This window comes from Pseudomonas sp. 65/3-MNA-CIBAN-0223, from assembly GCF_040310425.1.
GTDB lineage: Bacteria > Pseudomonadota > Gammaproteobacteria > Pseudomonadales > Pseudomonadaceae > Aquipseudomonas > Aquipseudomonas gregormendelii.
The window spans coordinates 39,415-60,367 of sequence record NZ_JBEOPV010000019.1; the positions used below are offsets into that span (position 1 = coordinate 39,415).

Annotated in this window: 17 protein-coding genes; 3 read left to right on the top strand and 14 right to left on the bottom strand. The window is 61.0% G+C overall.

Annotated features, from left to right (window positions below):
* Window positions 1–76 precede the first annotated feature (76 nt).
* The 3 genes from AAEZ09_RS21290 to plsB all read right to left on the bottom strand — a co-directional run bounded on the left by AAEZ09_RS21290 (window position 77) and on the right by plsB (window position 3,823).
* On the bottom strand, window positions 77–754 hold the full coding sequence (locus AAEZ09_RS21290; protein ID WP_350600716.1) for a DUF4197 domain-containing protein: 678 nt from the start codon (window positions 752–754) through the stop codon (window positions 77–79).
* Between the two features lie 38 nt (window positions 755–792).
* A complete protein-coding gene (locus AAEZ09_RS21295; protein ID WP_045060115.1) occupies window positions 793–1,191 on the bottom strand; it encodes a YbaY family lipoprotein in 399 nt (132 codons plus the stop codon).
* 127 nt (window positions 1,192–1,318) lie between these two features.
* Entirely contained in the window at window positions 1,319–3,823 is a 2,505-nt protein-coding gene (gene plsB / locus AAEZ09_RS21300; RefSeq protein WP_205893160.1) for a glycerol-3-phosphate 1-O-acyltransferase PlsB, read from the bottom strand.
* Window positions 3,824–3,987: 164 nt separating this feature from the next.
* Between plsB and AAEZ09_RS21305 the strand changes: the two genes are divergently transcribed.
* Window positions 3,988–4,197 carry a cold-shock protein gene (locus AAEZ09_RS21305; protein ID WP_010462862.1) on the top strand — a complete coding sequence of 70 codons (210 nt, stop codon included), beginning with the start codon at window positions 3,988–3,990 and terminating at the stop codon, window positions 4,195–4,197.
* 120 nt (window positions 4,198–4,317) lie between these two features.
* On the opposite strand, the gene AAEZ09_RS21310 is transcribed toward AAEZ09_RS21305, so the two are convergent.
* The 4 genes from AAEZ09_RS21310 to AAEZ09_RS21325 all read right to left on the bottom strand — a co-directional run bounded on the left by AAEZ09_RS21310 (window position 4,318) and on the right by AAEZ09_RS21325 (window position 9,423).
* Complete coding sequence (locus tag AAEZ09_RS21310; protein ID WP_045060117.1) at window positions 4,318–4,695, bottom strand: hypothetical protein; 378 nt, start codon at window positions 4,693–4,695, stop codon at window positions 4,318–4,320.
* Between the two features lie 75 nt (window positions 4,696–4,770).
* A complete protein-coding gene (locus AAEZ09_RS21315) occupies window positions 4,771–5,580 on the bottom strand; it encodes a putative RNA methyltransferase (RefSeq protein ID WP_350600687.1) in 810 nt (269 codons plus the stop codon).
* The gene (dapE, locus tag AAEZ09_RS21320) at window positions 5,580–6,731 is read right to left on the bottom strand and encodes a succinyl-diaminopimelate desuccinylase (RefSeq protein ID WP_045060119.1); all 1,152 of its coding nucleotides are present in this window, start codon (window positions 6,729–6,731) and stop codon (window positions 5,580–5,582) included. Before dapE ends, AAEZ09_RS21315 begins: the two co-directional genes overlap by 1 nt.
* A gap of 103 nt (window positions 6,732–6,834) precedes the next feature.
* The gene (locus AAEZ09_RS21325; protein ID WP_045060120.1) at window positions 6,835–9,423 is read right to left on the bottom strand and encodes a glycosyltransferase; all 2,589 of its coding nucleotides are present in this window, start codon (window positions 9,421–9,423) and stop codon (window positions 6,835–6,837) included.
* Between the two features lie 225 nt (window positions 9,424–9,648).
* Between AAEZ09_RS21325 and tcdA the strand changes: the two genes are divergently transcribed.
* Window positions 9,649–10,461 (top strand): tRNA cyclic N6-threonylcarbamoyladenosine(37) synthase TcdA, encoded by an 813-nt coding sequence (gene tcdA / locus AAEZ09_RS21330; protein WP_177328560.1) that lies wholly within the window; start codon window positions 9,649–9,651, stop codon window positions 10,459–10,461.
* A 140-nt stretch (window positions 10,462–10,601) separates the two neighbouring features.
* On the opposite strand, the gene AAEZ09_RS21335 is transcribed toward tcdA, so the two are convergent.
* The 4 genes from AAEZ09_RS21335 to AAEZ09_RS21350 all read right to left on the bottom strand — a co-directional run bounded on the left by AAEZ09_RS21335 (window position 10,602) and on the right by AAEZ09_RS21350 (window position 13,862).
* Entirely contained in the window at window positions 10,602–11,006 is a 405-nt protein-coding gene (locus tag AAEZ09_RS21335; protein ID WP_350600688.1) for a SufE family protein, read from the bottom strand.
* On the bottom strand, window positions 11,003–12,208 hold the full coding sequence (locus AAEZ09_RS21340; protein ID WP_045060123.1) for an aminotransferase class V-fold PLP-dependent enzyme: 1,206 nt from the start codon (window positions 12,206–12,208) through the stop codon (window positions 11,003–11,005). Before AAEZ09_RS21340 ends, AAEZ09_RS21335 begins: the two co-directional genes overlap by 4 nt.
* 277 nt (window positions 12,209–12,485) lie before the next feature.
* Window positions 12,486–13,520 (bottom strand): 2,3,4,5-tetrahydropyridine-2,6-dicarboxylate N-succinyltransferase, encoded by a 1,035-nt coding sequence (gene dapD / locus AAEZ09_RS21345; protein ID WP_045060124.1) that lies wholly within the window; start codon window positions 13,518–13,520, stop codon window positions 12,486–12,488.
* Window positions 13,521–13,553: 33 nt separating this feature from the next.
* Window positions 13,554–13,862 carry an arsenate reductase gene (locus AAEZ09_RS21350; protein ID WP_236695863.1) on the bottom strand — a complete coding sequence of 103 codons (309 nt, stop codon included), beginning with the start codon at window positions 13,860–13,862 and terminating at the stop codon, window positions 13,554–13,556.
* Window positions 13,863–14,105: 243 nt separating this feature from the next.
* On the opposite strand from AAEZ09_RS21350, the gene AAEZ09_RS21355 reads away from it, so the two are divergent.
* Window positions 14,106–15,737, top strand: coding sequence for a Na+/H+ antiporter (locus AAEZ09_RS21355; RefSeq protein WP_350600690.1), 1,632 nt, complete (start codon window positions 14,106–14,108; stop codon window positions 15,735–15,737).
* 112 nt (window positions 15,738–15,849) lie between these two features.
* Here the strand turns inward: AAEZ09_RS21355 and dapC are convergent, their stop codons facing one another.
* From dapC to map, 3 genes are all read right to left on the bottom strand, one after another.
* Window positions 15,850–17,049: a succinyldiaminopimelate transaminase gene (gene dapC / locus AAEZ09_RS21360; protein WP_350600691.1), complete on the bottom strand. Its 1,200-nt coding sequence runs from the start codon at window positions 17,047–17,049 to the stop codon at window positions 15,850–15,852.
* 117 nt (window positions 17,050–17,166) lie between these two features.
* Window positions 17,167–19,869 (bottom strand): [protein-PII] uridylyltransferase, encoded by a 2,703-nt coding sequence (locus AAEZ09_RS21365; RefSeq protein ID WP_350600692.1) that lies wholly within the window; start codon window positions 19,867–19,869, stop codon window positions 17,167–17,169.
* A 44-nt stretch (window positions 19,870–19,913) separates the two neighbouring features.
* Window positions 19,914–20,696: a type I methionyl aminopeptidase gene (gene map, locus AAEZ09_RS21370; protein ID WP_045060129.1), complete on the bottom strand. Its 783-nt coding sequence runs from the start codon at window positions 20,694–20,696 to the stop codon at window positions 19,914–19,916.
* Between the last annotated feature and the right edge of the window lie 257 nt (window positions 20,697–20,953).

Sequence of the window (20,953 nt, forward strand, 5' to 3'; positions counted from 1 at the left end):
GCTACGCGATTTCACTCGCAGATCGCCTCAGGGCTATCGTCGCAACGCTTCCCGCAGCAAGCTTTGCTCCCACTGTTTACAGGCTGCCAAACACCTTCTTCGCCAAACTGGTCGCCGCAGCGGCCGGGTTGTTGCGGATGGTTTCTTCCTGTTTGCCGATCATCTCGAACAGGCCGTTCAGCGCTTGCTCGGTCACATAGCCTTCGATGTTGGCGTTCTTGGCATCCAATACACCCAAGGTAGCCGCCTGACCGGCGAAGGCGTTGTATTGCTTGGCCAGGCCGACCTGGTCGGTGGCTTGCTTGACGATGGGCAGGAACTTGACGCGGATCTGTTCGCGACTGGTTTTGCTCAGGTACTGCGTGGCCGAGTCATTGCCGCCGCCCAGGATGCCCTTGGCATCGTCGACCGTCATCTTCTTCACCGCATCCACAAGAATCGGCTGGGCCTGGACCACGGCCGTTTCAGCGGCCTTGTTCATGCTGGTCTCCAGTTGATCGACCTGGGCCCCCATGCCGAACTGTTTCATCTTGCTGGCGACCTTGCCCAGTTTGCCCGGCAGCTCGATTTTCACTTCAGGGTTGTTACTGAAGCCGCCTGGAGCGCCCAGTTGTTTGACGGCGAGCTGTGCGCCTTGGGTCAGGGCGTCCTTGAGACCCCCGGTAGCGTCTTTTTGTGACAGGTCATTGAGCGACAGCGCCATGGCGTTGGCGCACATCAGCAAGCCTGCACAGAGGCCGGTGAAGCGGAGGATCATGGGGGGCATGGCGGCTTCCTTAGGGTAAAAGGGCGTTAGCGAGCGGCGTTCACGCGAATCTTCAGTGGCTGCGGATCACTGCCATCCAGCTGCACGGCGTGATTTTCGGTGGTGATGAACAGCAACTGGCCATCCGCTTCGATGCGTGCGCTGACCGAGTAACGGTGGCCGGGCTTGACCTGCGCCGGGTCGTAGCTCAGGTGAAAGGGCAGGGGCACCTGGCCTTTGACCGGGCCTTTGTGTTCGTCGAGGACGACCGCTGGTGCGTCGGCCAGGGAGACGTCCTGCAAGCTGACGCTCAGGGTGGCGGTCGGCGGCAAGGCGATGCGTTGCAGGTAGAACACTTCGCCGTCGAGGCTGGTTTTTGCTGCAGGTTGCATGGATTGGCAGGCGCTGAGCAGGGTGGCTGCGGCCAGTAGAGAGAGTTTTTTCATAGGGGTGTCTCCGTTCTGAATGTGGGCGCGAGGCTGCTCCGGGCGGCATTCGACATTTTTGCTGTCTGATACACCGCCATCGCGAGCAAGCATTGCTCCTGCAGGGGAATTCATTGCCACAAGGACTTCATGAAATTTCGGTTGGTGCGGGTGGCTGATCCGCTGCATCTTCGCTGCGGTGCAAGGCCACCTGGCGGATCGACAGGCGAATCTCCGCTGGCAACACACGCTTCGCCGCGCCTTCAGCCAGTTCGCCCAGCAGCTCGTGATAGCTCAGCTTGCCGGCTTCGTCACGGCGCAACACGTCAAGGTCGAGCATGGTCTGGATGAAGTGCCGGAACAGGCTCTTGTCAAAGAACTCAGGAGCGTTCAAACCGTGCAGGATCGACAGGCGCTGGGCCATGACGGTACACAGGTCTTCCAGTTCTTCGGCGCTGACGCTGTGCTGGCCGCTGTTGAGCAGCAAGGACACGGTCATGTAGAAGCGCTGCAAGGTCTGGGCGATGCTCTTGGACAACAGGGTCAGCAGCACGAAGTGTCGCGAGCTCGGCGCCGGGCGCAGGTACACATTGTTTTCGAATCGCAACAGGCCTTGCTCGACGAATGCCTCCAGCCATTGATCGACCACCGCATCGAGTTCATCCAGGGACCAGCGAATGAACAGCTCCGACTGCAGGTACGGGTACAGCGCGCGGGTGTAGCGCAGGATCTGCTCCCGGCTCATGCGCGAGGCGCTCTGGAAGAAACTGGCCAGCAGCGCGGGCAGCGCGAAGATATGCAGCACGTTGTTGCGGTAGTAGGTCATCAGGACGGCGTTCTGCTCGTCCAGGTACAGGATCTTGCCCAGGGCATCGCTCTGCTCGGAGAGCAGGTCCATGTCCTTCACGTGCTCGATCAGCGCCCGACCATCGCCTTCCGGCAGGGTGGTGTGCGGCGAGTACGGTACTTTGCGCAGCAGCGCCAGGTACAGGTCGAGCACCCGCGCCATCGCGCGATCGTCCAGGGCCAGGCGGCTGGTGGAGAGCAGGGCGAGTGCGACCAGGTTGACCGGGTTGATGGCTGCCGCTTCGTTCAGGTGCTGCGCGACTTTTTCGCCCAGGCGATGGGTGGTTTCGTTGAGCCACGCCGGCTTGAACTGCGGGCCGAGTTCCTGCTGGCGCCAGTCGGGCTGCTCGCTGTCGAGGAACTCCGCCAGTTTGATCGGCTCGCCGAAGTTGACGGCCACCTGGCCGAAGCGTTGCTTGAGGGCGCCGATGACTTTGAAGATGTCGAAGATCGACTCCTTCTTCTTCGTGGCCCCTCGTAGCTCGCCCAGATAGGTACGACCTTCCAGCACTCGCTCGTAACCGATGTACACCGGCACGAAGACGATAGGCATCCGCGAGGACCGCAGGAAGCTGCGCAACGTGATCGCCAGCATCCCGGTTTTTGGTTGCAGCATGCGCCCGGTGCGCGAGCGGCCACCTTCGACGAAGTATTCGACCGGAAAGCCTTTGGTGAACAGGGTGTGCAGGTATTCATTGAACACTGAGGTGTACAACGGGTTGCCCTTGAACGTGCGGCGCATGAAAAACGCGCCGCCGCGGCGCAGCAGGCTGCCGATCACCGGCATGTTGAGGTTGATCCCGGCGGCGATGTGCGGCGGAGTCAGGCCGTTGCGGAACAGCAGGTAGGACAGCAGCAGGTAATCGATATGGCTGCGATGGCACGGCACGTAGATGACTTCGTGACCCTGGGCGACCTTTTGCACGCCTTCGATGTGGTTGACCTTGATCCCGTCGTAGATCTTGTTCCAGAACCAGCTCAGCACGACTTCGAGGAAACGGATCGCGGTATAGGTGTAGTCCGACGCGATCTCGTTGCCATAGCGCAGGGCCTGGGCCTTGGCTTTTTCCGGGGAGATGTTCTCGCGCTCGGCCTCCTCGAGGATCGCCTGCTTGACCAGCGGCTGGTTGAGCAAGCCCTTGACCAAGTTGCGCCGGTGGGAAATGTCCGGCCCGATCACGGCGGCTTTCAGGTTGCGAAAGTGCACCCGCAGGATGCGCTGGGCCATGCGCACTGTGCGCTCATGGCCCTTGTTGTGATCGATGAGCTCACGCAGGTGAATCGGCGCGGAAAACTGTACCCGGGTCTTGCGGCCCAGCACGATGATGCTCAGCAACCTGCGCAGGCGGCCGGTGACTGCCCAGCTGTCGGCGAACAGCAGTTTCCACGGGCTCGATTCGCTGTCTGGCGACTGGCCCCAGAACACGCTGACGGGAATGATCTGCGCGTCTTCGGCGGCATTCTGGCTCAGGGCACTGACCAGCCGGGTCAGGGTCGGCGGCGCGCCACGCTTGTCCTGGCGGCCGAGCCAGTCGGGGTCGGGCGTCAGGTAGAAAAACGCCGCCGGCTCCAGCAGGTTGCCCACCGACACCGGCAGGACCGGGCGCGGCAGACCGGCCTTGGTGCATTCGGTATCGACCACGGCAAGGTCGGTCAGCGAAGGATTTTGCAGGACGTAGAACACCGGCCGGCTGCGGTCGAGGTTGAGGGTGAACGACGACTGGTTGATCGTCTCCGAGCGAACCCAGAGGTACAGCAGTCGGCGCAAGGTGCCAAACACTAGACGGCGGAACGGGGAGCGGGTCATACGGCTTCTGCGTGAGTGAATGAGACCGAGCATTTGCTCGGGCGGTCGATAGTGTGCCGGATTCATCGAAAATCGGCAAAAAAGCGGCTAAGTAAAGTTCAGTTGAGAGTTTTTCGGGCTGTCCTATACTCGCGCCTCAACAATAAAAAGAAGAGGTGCGATTCATGGCAACGCGCGAGACTGGCAATGTGAAGTGGTTCAACGACGCCAAGGGTTATGGCTTCATTCAGCGCGAGGACGGGGTGGACGTTTTCGTGCACTACCGCGCGATCCGCGGCGAGGGGCATCGTTCGTTGGCGGAAGGTCAGCAGGTCGAATACGCCGTAGTGACGGGAGAGAAGGGATTGCAGGCTGAGGATGTGGTTGGGTTGTAAATTTTAAGATCAAAAGATCGTCCGAACGCGGCGCGAGCCTTCGGCAGCTCCTACAGGTGTTCACATGACCCTGTAGGAGCTGCCGAAGGTTCGGGCCGCGTTCGGACGATCTATTCGCTTTTATGCGGTCTTCCAGGTGATCTCTTCTTCACCATCAGCGCTGATGCGCATCCAGCGATCCGCGGTCTCTTCACCTTCTTCCTCGACCCAAGTACCTGGCGCGCAGCGTACTTCGACGTTCAGTGCGGCAAATGCAGCGCGGGCGCAGGCGATGTCGTCTTCCCACGGGGTCTGGTCACTTTCCAGGTACAGGCTGTTCCATTTTCCTACAGCCTTCGGCAACCAGGTCACCGGGACATTGCCGGCCTTGCACTTGTAGGTCTGGCCCTTCTGGACCCAGTCGGTGCACGGCCCCAAGGCTTCGCCGAGCCAGGTGGCGACCGCCTTGTAGTCAACGTCAGCGTCTTTCAGGTAAATCTCGATATCGGGTTGGCGCATGGATGTCCTCACTGCGGGTCTGAAAAATCCATTCGCGGATTTAGCCGGCCTCAAGTTGTTAACTCAAGACCAAAATTATTGAAGTACGAAGTAATCGTAACGCATTGAAACGGTGACCTCGAACGGTTCAACCTGCTCGATCACCGCAGCCCGGCGTTCGGCACCGGCGCGCCAGCCATGGGGCGTCATGGCCAACAGGTTGGCACGGTCCAGGCCGCTTGCCAGGCTCAGGCGAAACTCCAGGGTTTCACTGTGCGCCAGCACCATGCCCTGCGGTACCAGGGCCAGATGCTTGTCGTCGGTGTATTCACGGACTTCATCGTACAGGCGCTCGCGTAATTCCATCAGGTGGCCGCTGGTCGGTCCGACCTTCATCAGGCCGCCACCGGAGCTGAGCAGGCGCTTGGCTTCTTCCCAGTCCAGGGGACTGAACACGCTGGCCAAAAACTGGCAACTGCCGGAAGCCAGCGGCACCCGCGCCATACTGGCGATCAGCCAGGTTAGTTGCGGGTTGCGCTTGCAGGCGCGTTTGACCGCTTCCCGGGAAATATCCAGCGCGTAGCCGTCGGCATTGGGCAGTGCCTGGGCGATTTGCGCGGTGTAATAGCCTTCGCCACAACCGATGTCCAGCCAGCGTTGCGGCGCGTACTGCGCCGCCAGTTCGGCCAGGCGCCGGGCCACCGGGGCATAATGACCGGCGTTGAGGAAGTCACGGCGAGCCTCGACCATCGCCAGGTTATCCCCAGGGTCGCGACTGTTCTTGTGCTGTACCGGCAGCAGGTTGAGGTAACCCTGGCGTGCGCGGTCGAACCGGTGTCCCGCGGGGCAGGCCACGCCGTTGTCCACGTCGTTCAGCGGTTCGCTGCAGATCGGGCAGGCGAGCATCAGGCGAGCAACTTGATCAGGGTCTGGTAGTAGATTTCGGTCAGCACGTCGAGATCGGCGGCCAGCACTCGCTCGTTGACCTGGTGGATGGTCGCGTTGACCGGCCCCAGTTCGACGACCTGGGTGCCCATGGTGGCGATGAAACGTCCGTCAGAGGTGCCACCGCTGGTGGACGCCTTGGTGTCGCGACCGGTGATGTCCTTGATGCTCGATGCAACCGCATCCAGCAAAGCGCCTGGCTCGGTCAGGAACGGCAGGCCGGACAGCGCCCAGTCGATATGCCAGTCCAGGCCATGCCGGTCGAGGATGTCGGCAACGCGTTTCTGCAGGCCTTCAACCGTGGACTCAGTGGAGAAACGGAAGTTGAACACCGCCACCAGGTCGCCCGGAATCACGTTGGTTGCGCCGGTGCCGGAATTCACGTTGGAAATCTGGAAGCTGGTAGGCGGGAAGAAGTCGTTGCCGTTGTCCCAGTGCTCGACGGCCAGTTCGGCCAGCGCCGGGGCAGCCAGGTGGATCGGGTTCTTGGCAAGGTGCGGGTAAGCAACGTGACCTTGCACGCCGCGCACGGTCAATTTGGCACCCAGGGAGCCACGGCGACCGTTCTTCACCACATCGCCCACCAGTGTGGTGCTCGACGGTTCGCCGACGATGCACCAGTCCAGGCGCTCCTTGCGTGCAGCCAGACGCTCGACCACGGCCTTGGTCCCGTGATGGGCGGGGCCTTCTTCGTCGCTGGTGATCAGGAATGCGACCTTGCCCTTGTGGTTCGGGTAGTCGGTGACGAAGCGCTCGGCGGCCACGGTCATCGACGCCAGGCTGCCTTTCATGTCCGCCGCGCCACGGCCGCAGAGCATGCCGTGTTCATCGATCAGCGCGTTGAACGGGTCGATTTGCCAGGCGGCCACCGGGCCGGTTGGCACGACGTCGGTGTGGCCGGCAAAACACAGTACCGGGCCCGCGTCCTGGCCGTGGGTGGCCCAGAAGTTATCCACATCCTCGATGCGCATCGGTTCCAGCGTGAAACCGGCATCGCCCAGGCGCTGCATCATCTGCTTCTGGCAATCGGCGTCGAGCGGCGTCACGGATGGACGGCGGATGAGGTCGATGGCGAGTTGAAGGGTCGGCGAAAGGTCGGCGTGGGCCGTCATGTAGAAGCTCCGAGGTGCGCACGGTAAACCTGTGCAAAAGGGCGATCATTCTAAAGCAAAACGGCGACCCGAAGGCCGCCGTTTGACGTTATCCCATAACGGATTATGCCGTTGCCGGTTCGGCTTCCAACGAAGGTTTGGGCAACGAGGACAGGAACGCCATGATCAATGCCGCCAGGTACGGCAGCGATTGCACCAGCAACATGGTGACCCAGAAGCGCATGTCATTACTTGGCAAGCCGTTCACCAGGAAGATCCCCAATGCCGCGCCCCACAACAGCAACATGATGAACACTTCTTCGCGCGCCTCCGAAATCGCCACCCAGAAGCCGTGGTTGTCGGCATTTTTCGGCGTGCGGAAGAACGGAATGCTGCTGGTGAAGAACCCGTACAGCACCGCTTTGGCGATGGTGTGCGACAACGCCAGCCCTGCCAGCGCCGCACAGAAGGCATCCTTGAGGTTCACCCCGACCGCGCGGCGGTACAGGAAGATGATCTTGCCGACCTTGAACACGAACAGTGCCAGGGGCGGAATCGCGAAAATCAGCAACGGTGGATCGACCCGCTGCGGCACGATGATCATCGCCGCCGACCACAGCAGGGCGCCGACCGTGAAGAAGATATTCATGCCGTCCGCCACCCACGGCAGCCAGCCCGCGAGGAAGTGGTAACGCTGGCCGCGGGTCAGTTCAGTGTCCTTGCCGCGCAACAGGCTCGCGGTGTGCCGCTTGATAATCTGAATCGCCCCATAGGCCCAGCGGAACCGCTGCTTCTTGAAGTCGATGAAGGTATCGGGCATCAGGCCCTTGCCGTAGCTGGTGTGGTAGTACGCTGCCGACAGGCCTTTTTCGAACACCCGCAGGCCCAGCTCGGCGTCTTCGCAGATGCACCAGTCAGCCCAGCCCAACTCCTCGAGCACCGAGCGACGGGTCATGGTCATGGTGCCGTGCTGGATGATCGCGTCACGGTCGTTGCGGGTGACCATGCCGATGTGGAAGAAACCTTTGTATTCCGCATAGCAGAGCTTCTTGAAGGTGCTTTCGTTCTGGTCGCGATAATCCTGCGGCGACTGCACCACGGCGATTTTCGGGTCGGCGAAGTGCGGCACCATGTGTTTGAGCCAGTTCGGGTCGACGCAGTAGTCGGAGTCGATCACTGCAATGACTTCGGCATCCTTGGCGGTGTGTGGGATCAGGTAGTTCAGCGCACCGCCCTTGAAGCCGGCCAGGGGGGCGACGTGGAAGAACTTGAAACGCGGCCCCAGGGTTTCGCAGTACGCCTGCACCGGTTCCCAGACGGCCGGGTCTTTGGTGTTGTTGTCGATGATCAGGACTTCGAAGTCCGGATAGTCGAGGTTGGCGAGGGCGTTGAGGGTTTGTTTGACCATCTCCGGTGGCTCGTTATAGCAAGGCACGTGGATCGAGACTTTTGGCCGATAGTTCGAGTCGCCCACCACCGGCAGGAATTCGCGCCGACGTTTGTGGGTCCATACCGCTTCGGCCAGTTCATGGGCCTCGGTCAGCAGCACGATGAACACGCCGAACGCACCGAGGGCGAGCAGGATGCCTACTGTCAGGCTGAACCAGGTGCTGTATTGCAGGCTGTAGTCATAACCGATCCACACCAGCACCGAACCGCAAAGGAATGCGATGAAGGTCAGGAACGTGCGACCACGCTGGCGCAGCGCCGAGCCGTCGATCATCAGCAGCGTCAGGGACAGCAGGGCCAGTACCACCGAGCCGACCGCCAGCACGCGCCATTGCGGGATTGCGACTACCGGGCCTTCAAAGTTGAATTTCTGCTGGCGTGCGGCATTGAATACACCCCAGTAGGCGCCCACCGAACCTTCGTCACTGGCCTTCCACGGTTGGTCGAAGGCTTCGATCACGAAGTAGTTGAAGCCCTGGCGGTTGAGCTTGTTGACCAGCGTGCGCAAATAGATCGCCTGGTCTGCCGGCGACGCATCGGCGCCACCGCGCATGCGCCCGTTGCTCGGCCAGCCAACCTCCGAGAGCAGCAGGGGTTTTTTGGGGAACATTTTCTTCAGGTCACGGGCGCGGTCCAGTACAAATTGCCCGGCCTTGTCCACCGGGATGAACTCCCAGTAGGGCAATACGTGAGCGGCGATCAGGTCGACGTGCTTGGCCAGCTCCGGGTGTTCTTCCCAGACGTGCCATTGTTCGGACGTGGTCACGGGCACTTTCACCGCCGCGCGTACGCGATCGAGAATCATGCCCAGTTCCGCAGCGGTAATTTCCTTACGGAAGATTGCCTCGTTTCCTACAACCACCCGCACCACGCTGCGCGAAGTGTTGGCGATTTCAATGGCGCGCAGGATTTCCCGCTCATTGCGCTCCTCGTCCGGGCTGATCCAGATGCCCAGGGTGACACGCAAGCCGAACTCTTCCGCGAGCTTGGGAATATTCCCCAGCGTGCCATCGACCGAATAAGTGCGGATGTTGTCCGTCAGCTTGCTCATGATCTCCAGGTCACGGCGCATTTCATCGTCGTTTGGATATTGATCTTTTTGCGGGTACTGGCCTTGCTGGAACGGCGAATAGGAGAAGCCGGAGATCTGTTCAGGCCAGTTGGGAGCGGTGACCGGGCGATTGATCAGCGCCCAGAAGCCGGTAAACAAGGCTGCGATGGCGAGCACCACGACCAGGTTGAGTCCAAATTTACGCGATGACATAGCTTTTTCGGGTTCCAAAGGCTGTGGAACGAAGGGGCGGTTGGCGACTGACTGACAAGGGCAAGGGTGCACATCCTACACTGTAGGTTCTCTGATCCTACAGCTAGCAGGGAAATGTCCTACATTGGGCACTCTGATTTCACATAAGTTCTTACACTTGTCGCCGACGCTTAAACTTGTCTCGCGATGGCCCTATACTGCGCGCCGGTTTTTGGGGTAATGGTCATGAGTACAGAAGATCCACGGTTTGCCGGCATCGCCCGCTTGTATGGCATCGAGGGCCTTGAGCGCCTGCGCGCGGCGCATGTGGCAATCGTCGGCGTCGGTGGCGTCGGTTCCTGGGCAGCGGAAGCGATCGCGCGCTGCGGTGTGGGAGAGATTTCGCTGTTCGACCTGGATGACGTCTGCGTCAGCAACGCCAACCGCCAGTTGCATGCGCTGGACAGCACCGTGGGCAAGCCCAAGGTCGAGGTGATGGCCGAGCGCTTGCGTGGGATCAACCCGGCTTGCACCGTGCACGCGGTGGCGGATTTCGTTACCCGCGAGACCATGGCCGAATACATCACGCCGAATATCGACTGCGTGATCGATTGCATCGACAGCGTCAACGCGAAGGCGGCACTGATTGCCTGGTGCAAGCGCCGCAAGATCCAGATCATCACCACCGGGGGCGCGGGCGGGCAGATTGATCCGACGCTGATTCAGGTCTGTGACCTGAACCGTACGTTCAACGACCCGCTGGCTTCGAAAGTGCGTTCCACGCTACGCCGCGATTACAACTTCTCGCGCACCGTGACCCGGCATTACAGCGTGCCTTGCGTGTTTTCCACCGAACAACTGCGCTACCCGAAACCCGATGGCAGCATTTGCCTGCAGAAGAGTTTCGTGGGCGATGGGGTGAAGCTGGACTGCGCCGGCGGGTTTGGCGCGGTGATGATGGTGACGGCGACGTTCGGCATGGTCGCGGCGACCAAGGCTGTGGACAAGATCGTGGCGGGAGTGCGGCGCCCGGCGGATCGCATCAAACCCGAGGCATAGACACTTGTAGGAGCTGCCGAAGGCTGCGATCTTTTGATCTTTAGCGTCGAAGTGGGCGCCGAAGATCAAAAGATCGCAGCCTTCGGCAGCTCCTACGGGTACAACAGAGCGCGTCGACCGCATTGCCAGCAAGTCGGCTCCTACGGGGCGAGTTCTTGCATGCGCTGCAGTACTGCATTGAGGCCATTGCTGCGCGAGGGGGAGAGCTGCCGGCCCAGTCCCAGTTGATTGAACCATTGCGGCAAATCGACCTGCTTCAATTCGCTCGCCGGCAGGCCATTGATCCGCGCCAGCAGCAACGCCACCAACCCGCGAATCAACCGCGCATCACTGCTCGCGGCAAACTGCCAGTGGCCGTCCTGCAGCGAGCCCACCAACCACACCTGGCTTTCACAGCCATGCACGCGGTTGGCGTCGACTTTGTCCTCATCGCCGAGTGCAGGCAGGCGGTCGCCCCACTGCATCAACAGGCGCGCGCGTTGTTCCCAGCCTGCGGCTTCCTGGAAGGTGGCCAGCGCCGTGACGGCGTCCGCTGGCAGGCTCATCGCAGCAACTCCAGGGCCTGGTCCAGGGCTTCAAAGAACCGCTCAAGATCATCGGAGTCGTTGTACAGCGCCAACGACACCCGGATCGCGCCGGCCAGTTCAAGACTCTTCAGCAACGGCATGGCGCAGTGATGACCAGCGCGCACGGCAATCCCCTGTTCGGTCAGCAGGTGCGCCAGATCCGAGTTATGCACACCCTCGACCACAAAGCTGGCCAGGGCCAGTTGCGGTTTGCCCAGCAGGCGAATGCCGTTGCGGGCTTGCAGGCCCTTGAGCAAATAGTCGTGCAGGGCGGCTTCATGGGCCGACACGGCTTCCTGATCCAGACCTGCCAGATAATCCAGGGTGGCGCCGAGCCCGATGACGCTGGCGATCGGCGGTGTTCCTGCTTCGAAACCCAGGGGCGCGGGACGAAAACGAGCGTCGTGATAATTGGCATCGAGCACCATCTCGCCGCCGTATTGCCAGTGGCGCAGGTGTGCCAGTGCTTCATGCCGGCCAAACAGCACACCGAGGCCATCCGGTCCGTACAGCTTGTGGCTGGAAAACACATAGAAGTCGCAACCCAGGGCCTGCACGTCGTGGCGACCGTGAACGATCCCTTGGGCGCCATCGACTACGGTGATGGCGCCGTGGCTCCGTGCCAGGGCCAACAGGGCGGGTAACGGTTGCCAGGCTCCCAGCACGTTGGAGAGCTGGCTGACAGCCAGCAGGCGAGTGCTCGGGCCGATGAGCAGGGCGGCGGCGTCCAGGTCGATGAGGCCGTCGGTGTCCAGTGGCAGGATCACCAGCTTCAGCTTGTGGCGATGGGCCAATTGCTGCCATGGCAGCAGGTTGGCGTGATGCTCCAGGGCGCTGATAACGATCTCGTCGCCCGGCTGGAATGAGTGCTCCAGGCCATAGGCCAGGAGATTCAACGCGGAGGTGGCGCCGTGGGTGAAGATGATCTGCCCGCTATCGCCGGCATTCAGCCATTGTCCGGCTTTGCGGCGGCTGTCCTCGAATGCCTGGGTCGCGTGGGCGCCGGGCAGGTGTTGTGCCCGATGCACGTTGGCGGCGCCGTTGGCGTAGTAGTGCGCCAGAGCATCCAGCAGGGCTTGGGGTTTTTGCGTGGTGGCGGCGTTGTCCAGATAAGTCTGGTCTTGCCGTTGCAGTGCGGCGATGGCCGGGAAGTCGGCGCGCCACGGGGAGGGGATCATCATGCAAATGGGCCCTGCAAAACATGGGCGGGAAAATGCCAAACCCGTTGTAGGAGCGAGCTTGCTCGCGATGGGACGTCAACGATAACTCGGGCTACTTTAATAACCGCGTTGTCGGAGCGATTTTCGCGAGCGAGCTCGCTCCTACAGAATTGACTGTGCACCTGTAGGAGCGAGCTTGCTCGCGATGGACGTCAACGATAACTCTGGCTACTTGAATAACCGCGTTGTCGTAGCGATTTTCGCGAGCGAGCTCGCTCCTACAGGTTAATGGCGCAGTTTAGTTGTGAGCGTGCAGCGCTTCGTTCAGTTCGATGGCCGATTTGTGGGTCTTGCATTCCACGGCACCGGTTTCCGAGTTGCGACGGAACAGCAGGTCGGATTGACCGGCCAGTTCACGGGCCTTGACCACTTTCACCAGCTGGTTTTTCTCGTCCAGCAGCGCAACCTTGGTGCCAGCGGTCACGTACAGGCCAGACTCAACGGTGTTGCGATCGCCCAGTGGAATGCCGATACCGGCATTGGCGCCGATCAGGCAGCCTTCGCCTACCTTGATCACGATGTTGCCGCCGCCCGACAGGGTGCCCATGGTGGAGCAACCGCCGCCCAGGTCCGAGCCCTTGCCAACGAATACGCCTGCCGAGACACGACCTTCGATCATGCCTGGGCCTTCGGTGCCGGCGTTGAAGTTGACAAAACCTTCGTGCATCACAGTGGTGCCTTCACCGACATAAGCGCCCAGGCGCAGGCGGGCCGCATCGGCGATACGCACGCCAGCCGGTACGACGTAGTCGGTCATCTTCGGGAATTTGTCTACCGAGAACACTTCCAGCAGCTCGCCGCGCAGACGGGCTTCGAGTTGCAGTTCGGCCAGTTCACTCAGGTCGATTGCGCCCTGGCTGGTCCAGGCTACGTTCGGCAGCAGCGGGAAGATCCCGGCCAGGTTCAGGCCATGGGGCTTGACCAAACGATGGGACAACAGGTGCAGCTTGAGGTACGCCTCTGGGGTAGAAGTCAGTTGCGCGTCTTCGGCCAGCAGGGTGGCGACCAGCGGCTTGTGGCTTTCGGCCAGTCGGGTCAGCAACTTGCCTTGTACCGCGTCGATGCCCTTCACGGCTTCAGCCAGTTGCGCAGCCTGCGCGGTGGTGAAGGTGATGGCCTGGTTGCCTTCGCTGTAAGCGAGAATTGGCGCGACGGCAGCCACCAGTTCGGCCGACGGATTCAACAGCGGCTGAGGGTAAAACACTTCCAGCCATGCGCCTTGACGATTCTGGGTGCCGACGCCGAAAGCGATGCTGAACAGGGAATTTGACATGTAAATACCTCTAACAAAATTGAACGGGCTGGCTTACTTGAGCGCTGCCGCGTAAATATCTGGCTTGAAGCCAATCAGGGTTCGGTCACCGAGATCGAGCACAGGGCGCTTGATCATCGAGGGTTGCGCGAGCATCAATTCGATGGCTTTCGATTGGTCGAGATCGGCTTTGCGTTCGTCTTCGAGTTTGCGAAAGGTCGTGCCTGCGCGGTTCAACACCACTTGCCAGCCGTGCTCGTTACACCACTGGGTCAGGTGTTCACGGTCAATTCCGGCCGTTTTGTAATCGTGGAAGTCGTAGCTGACAGCGTGTTCATCAAGCCAGGTGCGCGCCTTTTTCATGGTGTCGCAAGCTTTGATGCCGAAAAGGTGCAAGGTTTTACTTGAAACGGTCAAGGAATTGCCCCCTTTACAGGTGCTGGAAAAAAAGGTGAAGGATTATGCCATGACCTTGCGGTTAGCGCGTAAACCTGTGGGAGTGAGGCAGTTTGATACCCGCGATGCGACATAGGTGTAACGGCCAGCCCGCAGTCTAAACCGCTAATATGGCACTTCAATGCTGTCGATTGCCTGGGAAAACGCTTTATGCAAACCGCCTACACCGTCCTGATCCTGCTGATGCTGGTCAGTGTATCCCGTCTGGTAGGGCGGGTTATCCCGCTGCCCTTGCCGCTGGTGCAGATTTGCGCCGGAGCCCTGCTGGCCTGGCCGACGCTGGGGTTGCATGTGGCACTGGACCCTGAATTGTTTCTATTTCTGTTTTTGCCGCCTTTGTTGTTTTCCGATGGCTGGCGGATGCCCAAGCGCGAGCTTTGGCGCCTGCGGGGGCCGATCCTGACGCTGGCAGTGGGCCTGGTGTTGTTCACTGTGGTGGGCGCCGGTTATTTCATTCATTGGTTACTGCCAAGCATTCCCTTGCCGGTGGCGTTCGCGCTGGCGGCAGTCTTGTCGCCTACGGATGCCGTGGCGGTGTCGGCGATTTCGCAGAACAGGCTGCCGACGCCATTGATGCACATGTTGCAGGGCGAGGCACTGATGAACGACGCCTCAGGCCTGGTGACGTTCAAATTTGCCTTGGCTGCCGCTGTCACCGGTGTGTTCTCCCTGGCCAATGCGAGCCTGACATTCGTCCTGGTAGCGGTCGGCGGGCTGGCGGTCGGGGTTGCGCTGAGCTGGCTGGTCGGGCGCCTGCGCTCCTGGATGATCGCGCGCGGCTGGGATGACCCCGCGACCCACGTGGTGTTTATGCTGTTGCTGCCCTTCGCCGCCTACGTACTGGCCGAGCGCCTGGGAGCATCGGGCATCCTGTCGGCGGTGGCGGCAGGGATGATGCAGAGTTGGCTCGACCTGCTGCCGCGCCAGACCAGTACCCGACTGCTCAATCGCAGCGTCTGGTCGCTGCTGGAGTTCGCTTTCAACGGTTTGATTTTCCTGCTGCTGGGCTTGCAGCTGCCGGACATCATCAAGGCAGTTGCCAGTCATGAAACCTCGTTGTGGCCGACCTTGCTCTACCGCTGCCTGGATGTGCTGGCAATCTTTCTGGTGCTGTTGGTGTTGAGGTTTGTGTGGGTGCAAAGTATCTGGCGCTTGTCAGGCCTGCTGCGCCGCTGGCGCGGCAAGGGTGAAATGACGCAGGTTCCGACTGCGCGCTCGTGCTGGTTACTGACCGTTGGCGGCGTACGCGGGGCGGTGACGCTGGCGGGTGTGTTGTCGGTGCCGATGTTGATGGGTGGCGTGGCATTCCCCGAGCGTGACTTGCTGATATTCATCGCGGCCGGGGTGATCCTGCTGTCACTGATTGCGGCGTGTATTGCGCTGCCGTTGCTCCTGCGTGGCATCGAAAAAAGCCCCGACGACAAGCGGCGCAATGAAGTGCGTGAGGCCTGGCGCAAGACCGCCGAGGCGGCAATTCATGCGCTCGAAGCCGAAGAAGCCAAGCCGCAGGACGCGGCGCAGGCAGCACTCGCCGCCGAGCTCAAGGCGCGGATCATGTCCGAATACCGGCATCAGCTGGAGGTGTTCAACGATTCGGCGGAAGCCCAGGCACTGGCGTTTCAGATGGACCTGCTGGAGCGGCGCATGCGCTTGAAAGCATTGCGGGCGCAGCGACTGGAACTGTATAGCCTCAGCCGTCATCACCAGATTGGCGATGACGTACTGCGTGAGGTGTTGGCGGAGCTGGATTTGAGCGAGGCCAATTTGGGGCAGGTGAAGTAATGGTGACCCGCCCGGTAGGAGCTGCCGAAGGCTGCGATCTTTTGACTTTCAGCGCCTTTGAATACGCCAAAAGATCGCAGCCTTCGGCAGCTCCTACCGGGGGGGGCGGCGCTTAGCTGCGGCGTTGGATGAACGCGCGGATACGTTCAGCGGCCTCGACGCACTCGGCCAGCGGCGCAACCAGTGCCAGGCGCACGCGCCCAGCCCCGGGGTTGAACCCGTCGACTTCGCGGGACAGGTAGGAGCCCGGCACCACCGTCACATGTTCTTCCGCGTACAGGTCGCGGCAAAACGCCTCGTCATCACCTTCAACGTTCGGCCACAGGTAGAAACCGCCGTCCGGACGCTGCACGTCCAGCACCGGGCTGAGGATTGCCAGCACGGCGTCGTATTTCTCGCGGTACAGGTCGCGGTTGGCGCGCACGTGCACTTCGTCATTCCATGCGGCTACGCTGGCCAGCTGAGTCTGCACAGGCATCGCACAGCCGTGGTAGGTGCGATACAGCAAAAAGCCCTTGAGGATGTCGGCGTCACCGGCCACGAAGCCCGAGCGCAGGCCTGGCAGGTTGGAACGCTTGGACAGGCTGTGAAACACCACGCAGCGCTTGAAGTCCTGGCGACCCAGTTCCACGCAGGCGCTGAGCAGGCCGGCGGGTGGGGTCTGTTCGTCGAAGTACAACTCGCTGTAGCACTCGTCGGCGGCGATAACGAAGTCGTATTCGTCGGCCAGGGCGATCAGCTTTTTCAGGGTTTCGACTGGAATCAGTGCGCCAGTGGGGTTGCCCGGCGAGCACAGAAACAGGATCTGGCAGCGTTTCCAGATATCCGGCGAAACTGCGTCGAAGTCCGGATTGAAGCCATTGGCATCAAGGCACGGCAGATAGTGCGGCTTGGCGCCTGCCAGGAACGCCGCACCTTCATAGATCTGGTAGAACGGGTTCGGGCTGACCACCAGCGCGTCATCGGCACGATTGACCACCGTCTGGGTGAAAGCGAACAGCGCTTCTCGAGTGCCGTTGACCGGCAGCACGTTGCGCGCCGGGTCGAGCCAGCCGTTAGGAACGCTGAAGCGTCGTTCGCACCAGGCAGCGATGGCTTCGCGCAATGCGGCAATGCCGAGGGTGGTCGGGTACACGGCCATCTGATCCAGATTGCTTGCCAGTGCTTGAGCAACAAAGGCGGGCGAGCGGTGCTTGGGCTCGCCGATGGACAGGGCGATAGCGCGCTTGTCCGGGTTTGGCGTGACGCTGCCGAGCAGGGCGCGGAGCTTCTCGAACGGGTAGGGCTGCAACTGGGTCAGGGCGTTGTTCATGGGGGCCTCATTCAATGTAGGAGTGAGCCTGCTCGCGATAGCGTTGTGTCAGTCATTGGCGATGTTGAATGGACGGACGCCATCGCGAGCAGGCTCGCTCCCACAGGGGGGGATAATTCAGATAGTGAGTCGCGACAGCTTTATTTCGGATTCCTGGTTGACGGTCAATTGCTCGACGATCGCATCCTGCAAGCGGCTGCACAGCAACGGGTCGGACAAAGGCTGATTGTTCGCATCGGTGATGAAGAACACGTCTTCCACGCGCTCGCCCAGGGTGGCGATTTTCGCGTTCTGCAATGACAGGTCGAACTCGAGGAAGATGGTCCCGATGCGTGCCAGCAGGCCCGGGCGGTCCGGGGCGCTGAGTTCCAGCACGGTCACCGGGCGCTGGGCGTCGTTGTGGATCGTCACCTGGGGCGCGAACGCGAAATGCTTGAGCTGGCGCGGTACCCGGCGCTGAATGATGGTCGGGTAGTCGTCCGGGTTGCGCAGCGCCTCGGTCAGGCCTTCGCGGATCTGCTTGACCCGGGTCGGGTTGTCGCCAATCGAGTCGCCATCTGTATCGAGCACGATGTAGGTGTCGAGGGTGAACTGGCTGCTCGAGGTGATGACCCTTGCGTCGTGGATGTTCAGGTTGAGCTGGTCCATTGCCGCCACGGTCACGGCAAAAAAGTCGTGCTGGTCGGGGGCATAGATGAAGATCTGGGTACCGCCCTCGAATTCGCGCTGTGTGGTTTCCTTGATCAGCACCAGTGGCCCGCCGTCAGCCTGCTGCTGGAGGATCGCGTCGCTGTGCCAGGCCACGTCGCCAGCGGTGTGGCGCAGGAAGTAGTCATCCCCCAGTTGCGCCCATAGCTGCTCGACGTCGTCCGGATCGGTCCCGCCGCGCACCAGGATGTCCAGGGCAGCACTTTGGGTCTGGCGAATCTGCTCCTCGCGGTCCACCGGGTTTTCCAGGCCGCGGCGCAGGGCCCGCTTGGTCTCGGTGTAGAGCTGGCGCAGCAGGCTGGCGCGCCAGGAGTTCCACAGCGTCGGGTTGGTGGCGTTGATGTCCGCCACGGTCAGCACGTATAGATAGTCGAGATGGGTTTCGTCTCCGATGATCTGCGCGAAGTCATGGATCACTTGCGGGTCCGACAGGTCCTTGCGCTGGGCAGTGGTCGACATCACCAGGTGATTCTGCACCAGCCAGACGATCAGGCGGCTGTCCCACACCGGCAACTGGTGGCGCTGGCAGAACGCCTCGGCATCGACTGCGCCGATTTCCGAGTGGTCGCCGTGCCGGCCTTTGCCGATATCGTGATACAGGCCGGCCAGGTAGATCAATTCAGGTTTGGGCAGCTTGGCCATGAGCTTGCTGGCCAGCGGGAATTTCTCCGACACCTGGGTGTACTGCAGCTTACGCAAGTGCTTGATCAGATTCAGGGTGTGGGCGTCGACCGTATAGATGTGGAACAGGTCGTGCTGCATTTGCCCGACGATAAAGCCGAACTCAGGCAGGTAGCGCCCGAGGATGCCGTAGCGGTTCATTCGGCGCAGGTTGCGATGAATGCCGATCTTGCACTTGAACAGCTCGATGAACAGGCTGGTGTTGCGAATGTCGTTGCGAAACTCATCGTCGATCAGGTGACGGTGCTCGCGCAGCAGGCGAATGGTATCGGCGCGCACGCCCTTGATTTCCGGCTGCTGGGCCATCAAAACAAAGATTTCCAGCATGGCGAACGGGGTGCGGCGGAACACGTTATCGTTGCGCGCCTCGATGTAGCCGTCGTGCAACTGGAACCGCGAGTTGATCGGCTGTGGCGGCGCTTCGTCTTCCGGGGCGAGGATGACTTCCTCGAAATGCTGGATGATCAGGTCGCTGAGCTGGGCGATGCTCATGACCACCCGGTAGTACTGCTGCATGAAGTTTTCGATGGCTTGCTTGGCATCATCGCCTTCAAAACCCAGCAGCCCGGCAATCGTGCGCTGGTGATCGAACAGCAGGCGGTCTTCGGAGCGACCGGCGAGCATGTGCAGGGCGTAGCGCACCTTCCACAGGAACTCCTGGGACGAGGCCAGCAGGGCATTTTCGCTTTCAACCAGGAAGCCTTCGCCTGCCAGCGCCCGCAGGTTCAAGGTGCCGTACTCGCGCCGGGCCACCCACAGAATCGTCTGGATGTCCCGCAGGCCGCCGGGCGAGCCTTTGACGTTGGGTTCCAGGTTGTATTCGGTGTCGTTGTACTTGTGGTGGCGGGCCTTCTGTTCAGCGCGCTTGGCCAGGAAGAAGTCTTTGCTGGGCCACATGTGCGCGGTGCTGGTGACGTCGAGCATGCGCTGGCGAAGACGCTCGGGGCCACTGATGGTGCGGCTTTCCATCAGGTTGGTGACAACCGTCAGATCGGCGCGGGCTTCAATGGCGCATTCGTCCACCGAGCGAACGCTTTGGCCGACTTCCAGGCCAATGTCCCACAACAGCGTAAGAAAGCGCTCGATGGAATCGCGGAAAACTTCGTGATCGGCGCTGTCCAGCAGGACCAGCAGGTCGATGTCGGAATAAGGGTGCAGCTCGCCGCGACCGTAGCCGCCGACCGCCACCAGTGCGATGTCGGCGTCTTCGCTCCAGTCGAATTGTTCCCAGGCCTTTTGCAGGATGTTATCGACGAACCAGGCGCGATCCTCGATCAGGCGCCGAATGTCGCGGCCGCTGCGAAAGCGCCCGTCGAGCACTTCGCGGGCCTGGCGAATGGCCTTCTTGAAGGCGGCAATGGGGCTCGCCTTCAGGGCCAGTTCAGCCTGGAACTGGCCGCGGTCGAAGAGTTCTGGATCCACCTGCGGCATCGATTGGCTTTCCTTTCTATGGACGGGGAGCTGCGCGGGTTGAATCAGGCCGAAACGCGAGGGATGGTGTCATCGGCGCGCAGGGTGAAAATCTCGTAGCCAGTCTCGGTCACGACCAGGGTGTGTTCCCATTGCGCGGAGAGCTTGCGGTCCTTGGTAATGGCAGTCCAGCCGTCGCCCAGCACCTTGGTGTCGGCCTTGCCCTGGTTGATCATCGGCTCAATGGTGAAGGTCATGCCCGCCTTGAGCTCCATGCCGGTGCCGGCACGACCGTAGTGCAGGATCTGCGGCTCTTCGTGAAACACTTTGCCGATGCCGTGGCCGCAGAACTCGCGAACCACCGAAAAACCGTTCTTTTCAGCGTGCTTCTGGATCACTTCGCCAATGTCGCCCAGGCGGCAGCCCGGTTTGACGATTTCGATAGCCTTGTACATGCATTCCTGGGTGACCTGGGACAAACGCTCGGCCCAGACCGGTACGGTGCCGACGTGGAACATGCGGCTGGTGTCGCCGTGATAGCCGTCCTTGATCACGGTCACGTCGATGTTCAACGTGTCGCCATTCTTCAATGGTTTCTCGTTGGGAATGCCATGGCAGACCACATGGTTGATCGAGGTGCAGATTGACTTCGGGTAGCCTTTATAATTCAGCGGCGCAGGAATGGCCTGTTGCACATTGACGATGTAGTCATGGCAAATGCGGTCCAGTTCTTCGGTGGTGACACCCGGTTTGACATGTTCGGCGATCATTTCCAGCACATCGGCGGCCAGTTTGCCGGCGACACGCATTTTTGCGATGTCCTCTGGTGTCTTGAGGTTGACGGTCATACAGGCTCTCTCTGCGCTCGATGGCGCTTCACTAAGTCAAGATGGGCGGTGCGCAAACGATCTTCGCCGCCCTGAAAAACGCGATTCTACCAGACGATCAGTGCAAATCTGAGGCTCTGTGCATTGCTTCCTCATATAGATGGGCGCATTCCAGGGGGATTCCAAGGGCGCGGATAAAGGCGTGCGTCAGGAATTGAGAATCCGGGTTCCGTTTTTGCGAGTCTTATGGTATAAAATGCGCCGCTTTCCGGGGATAC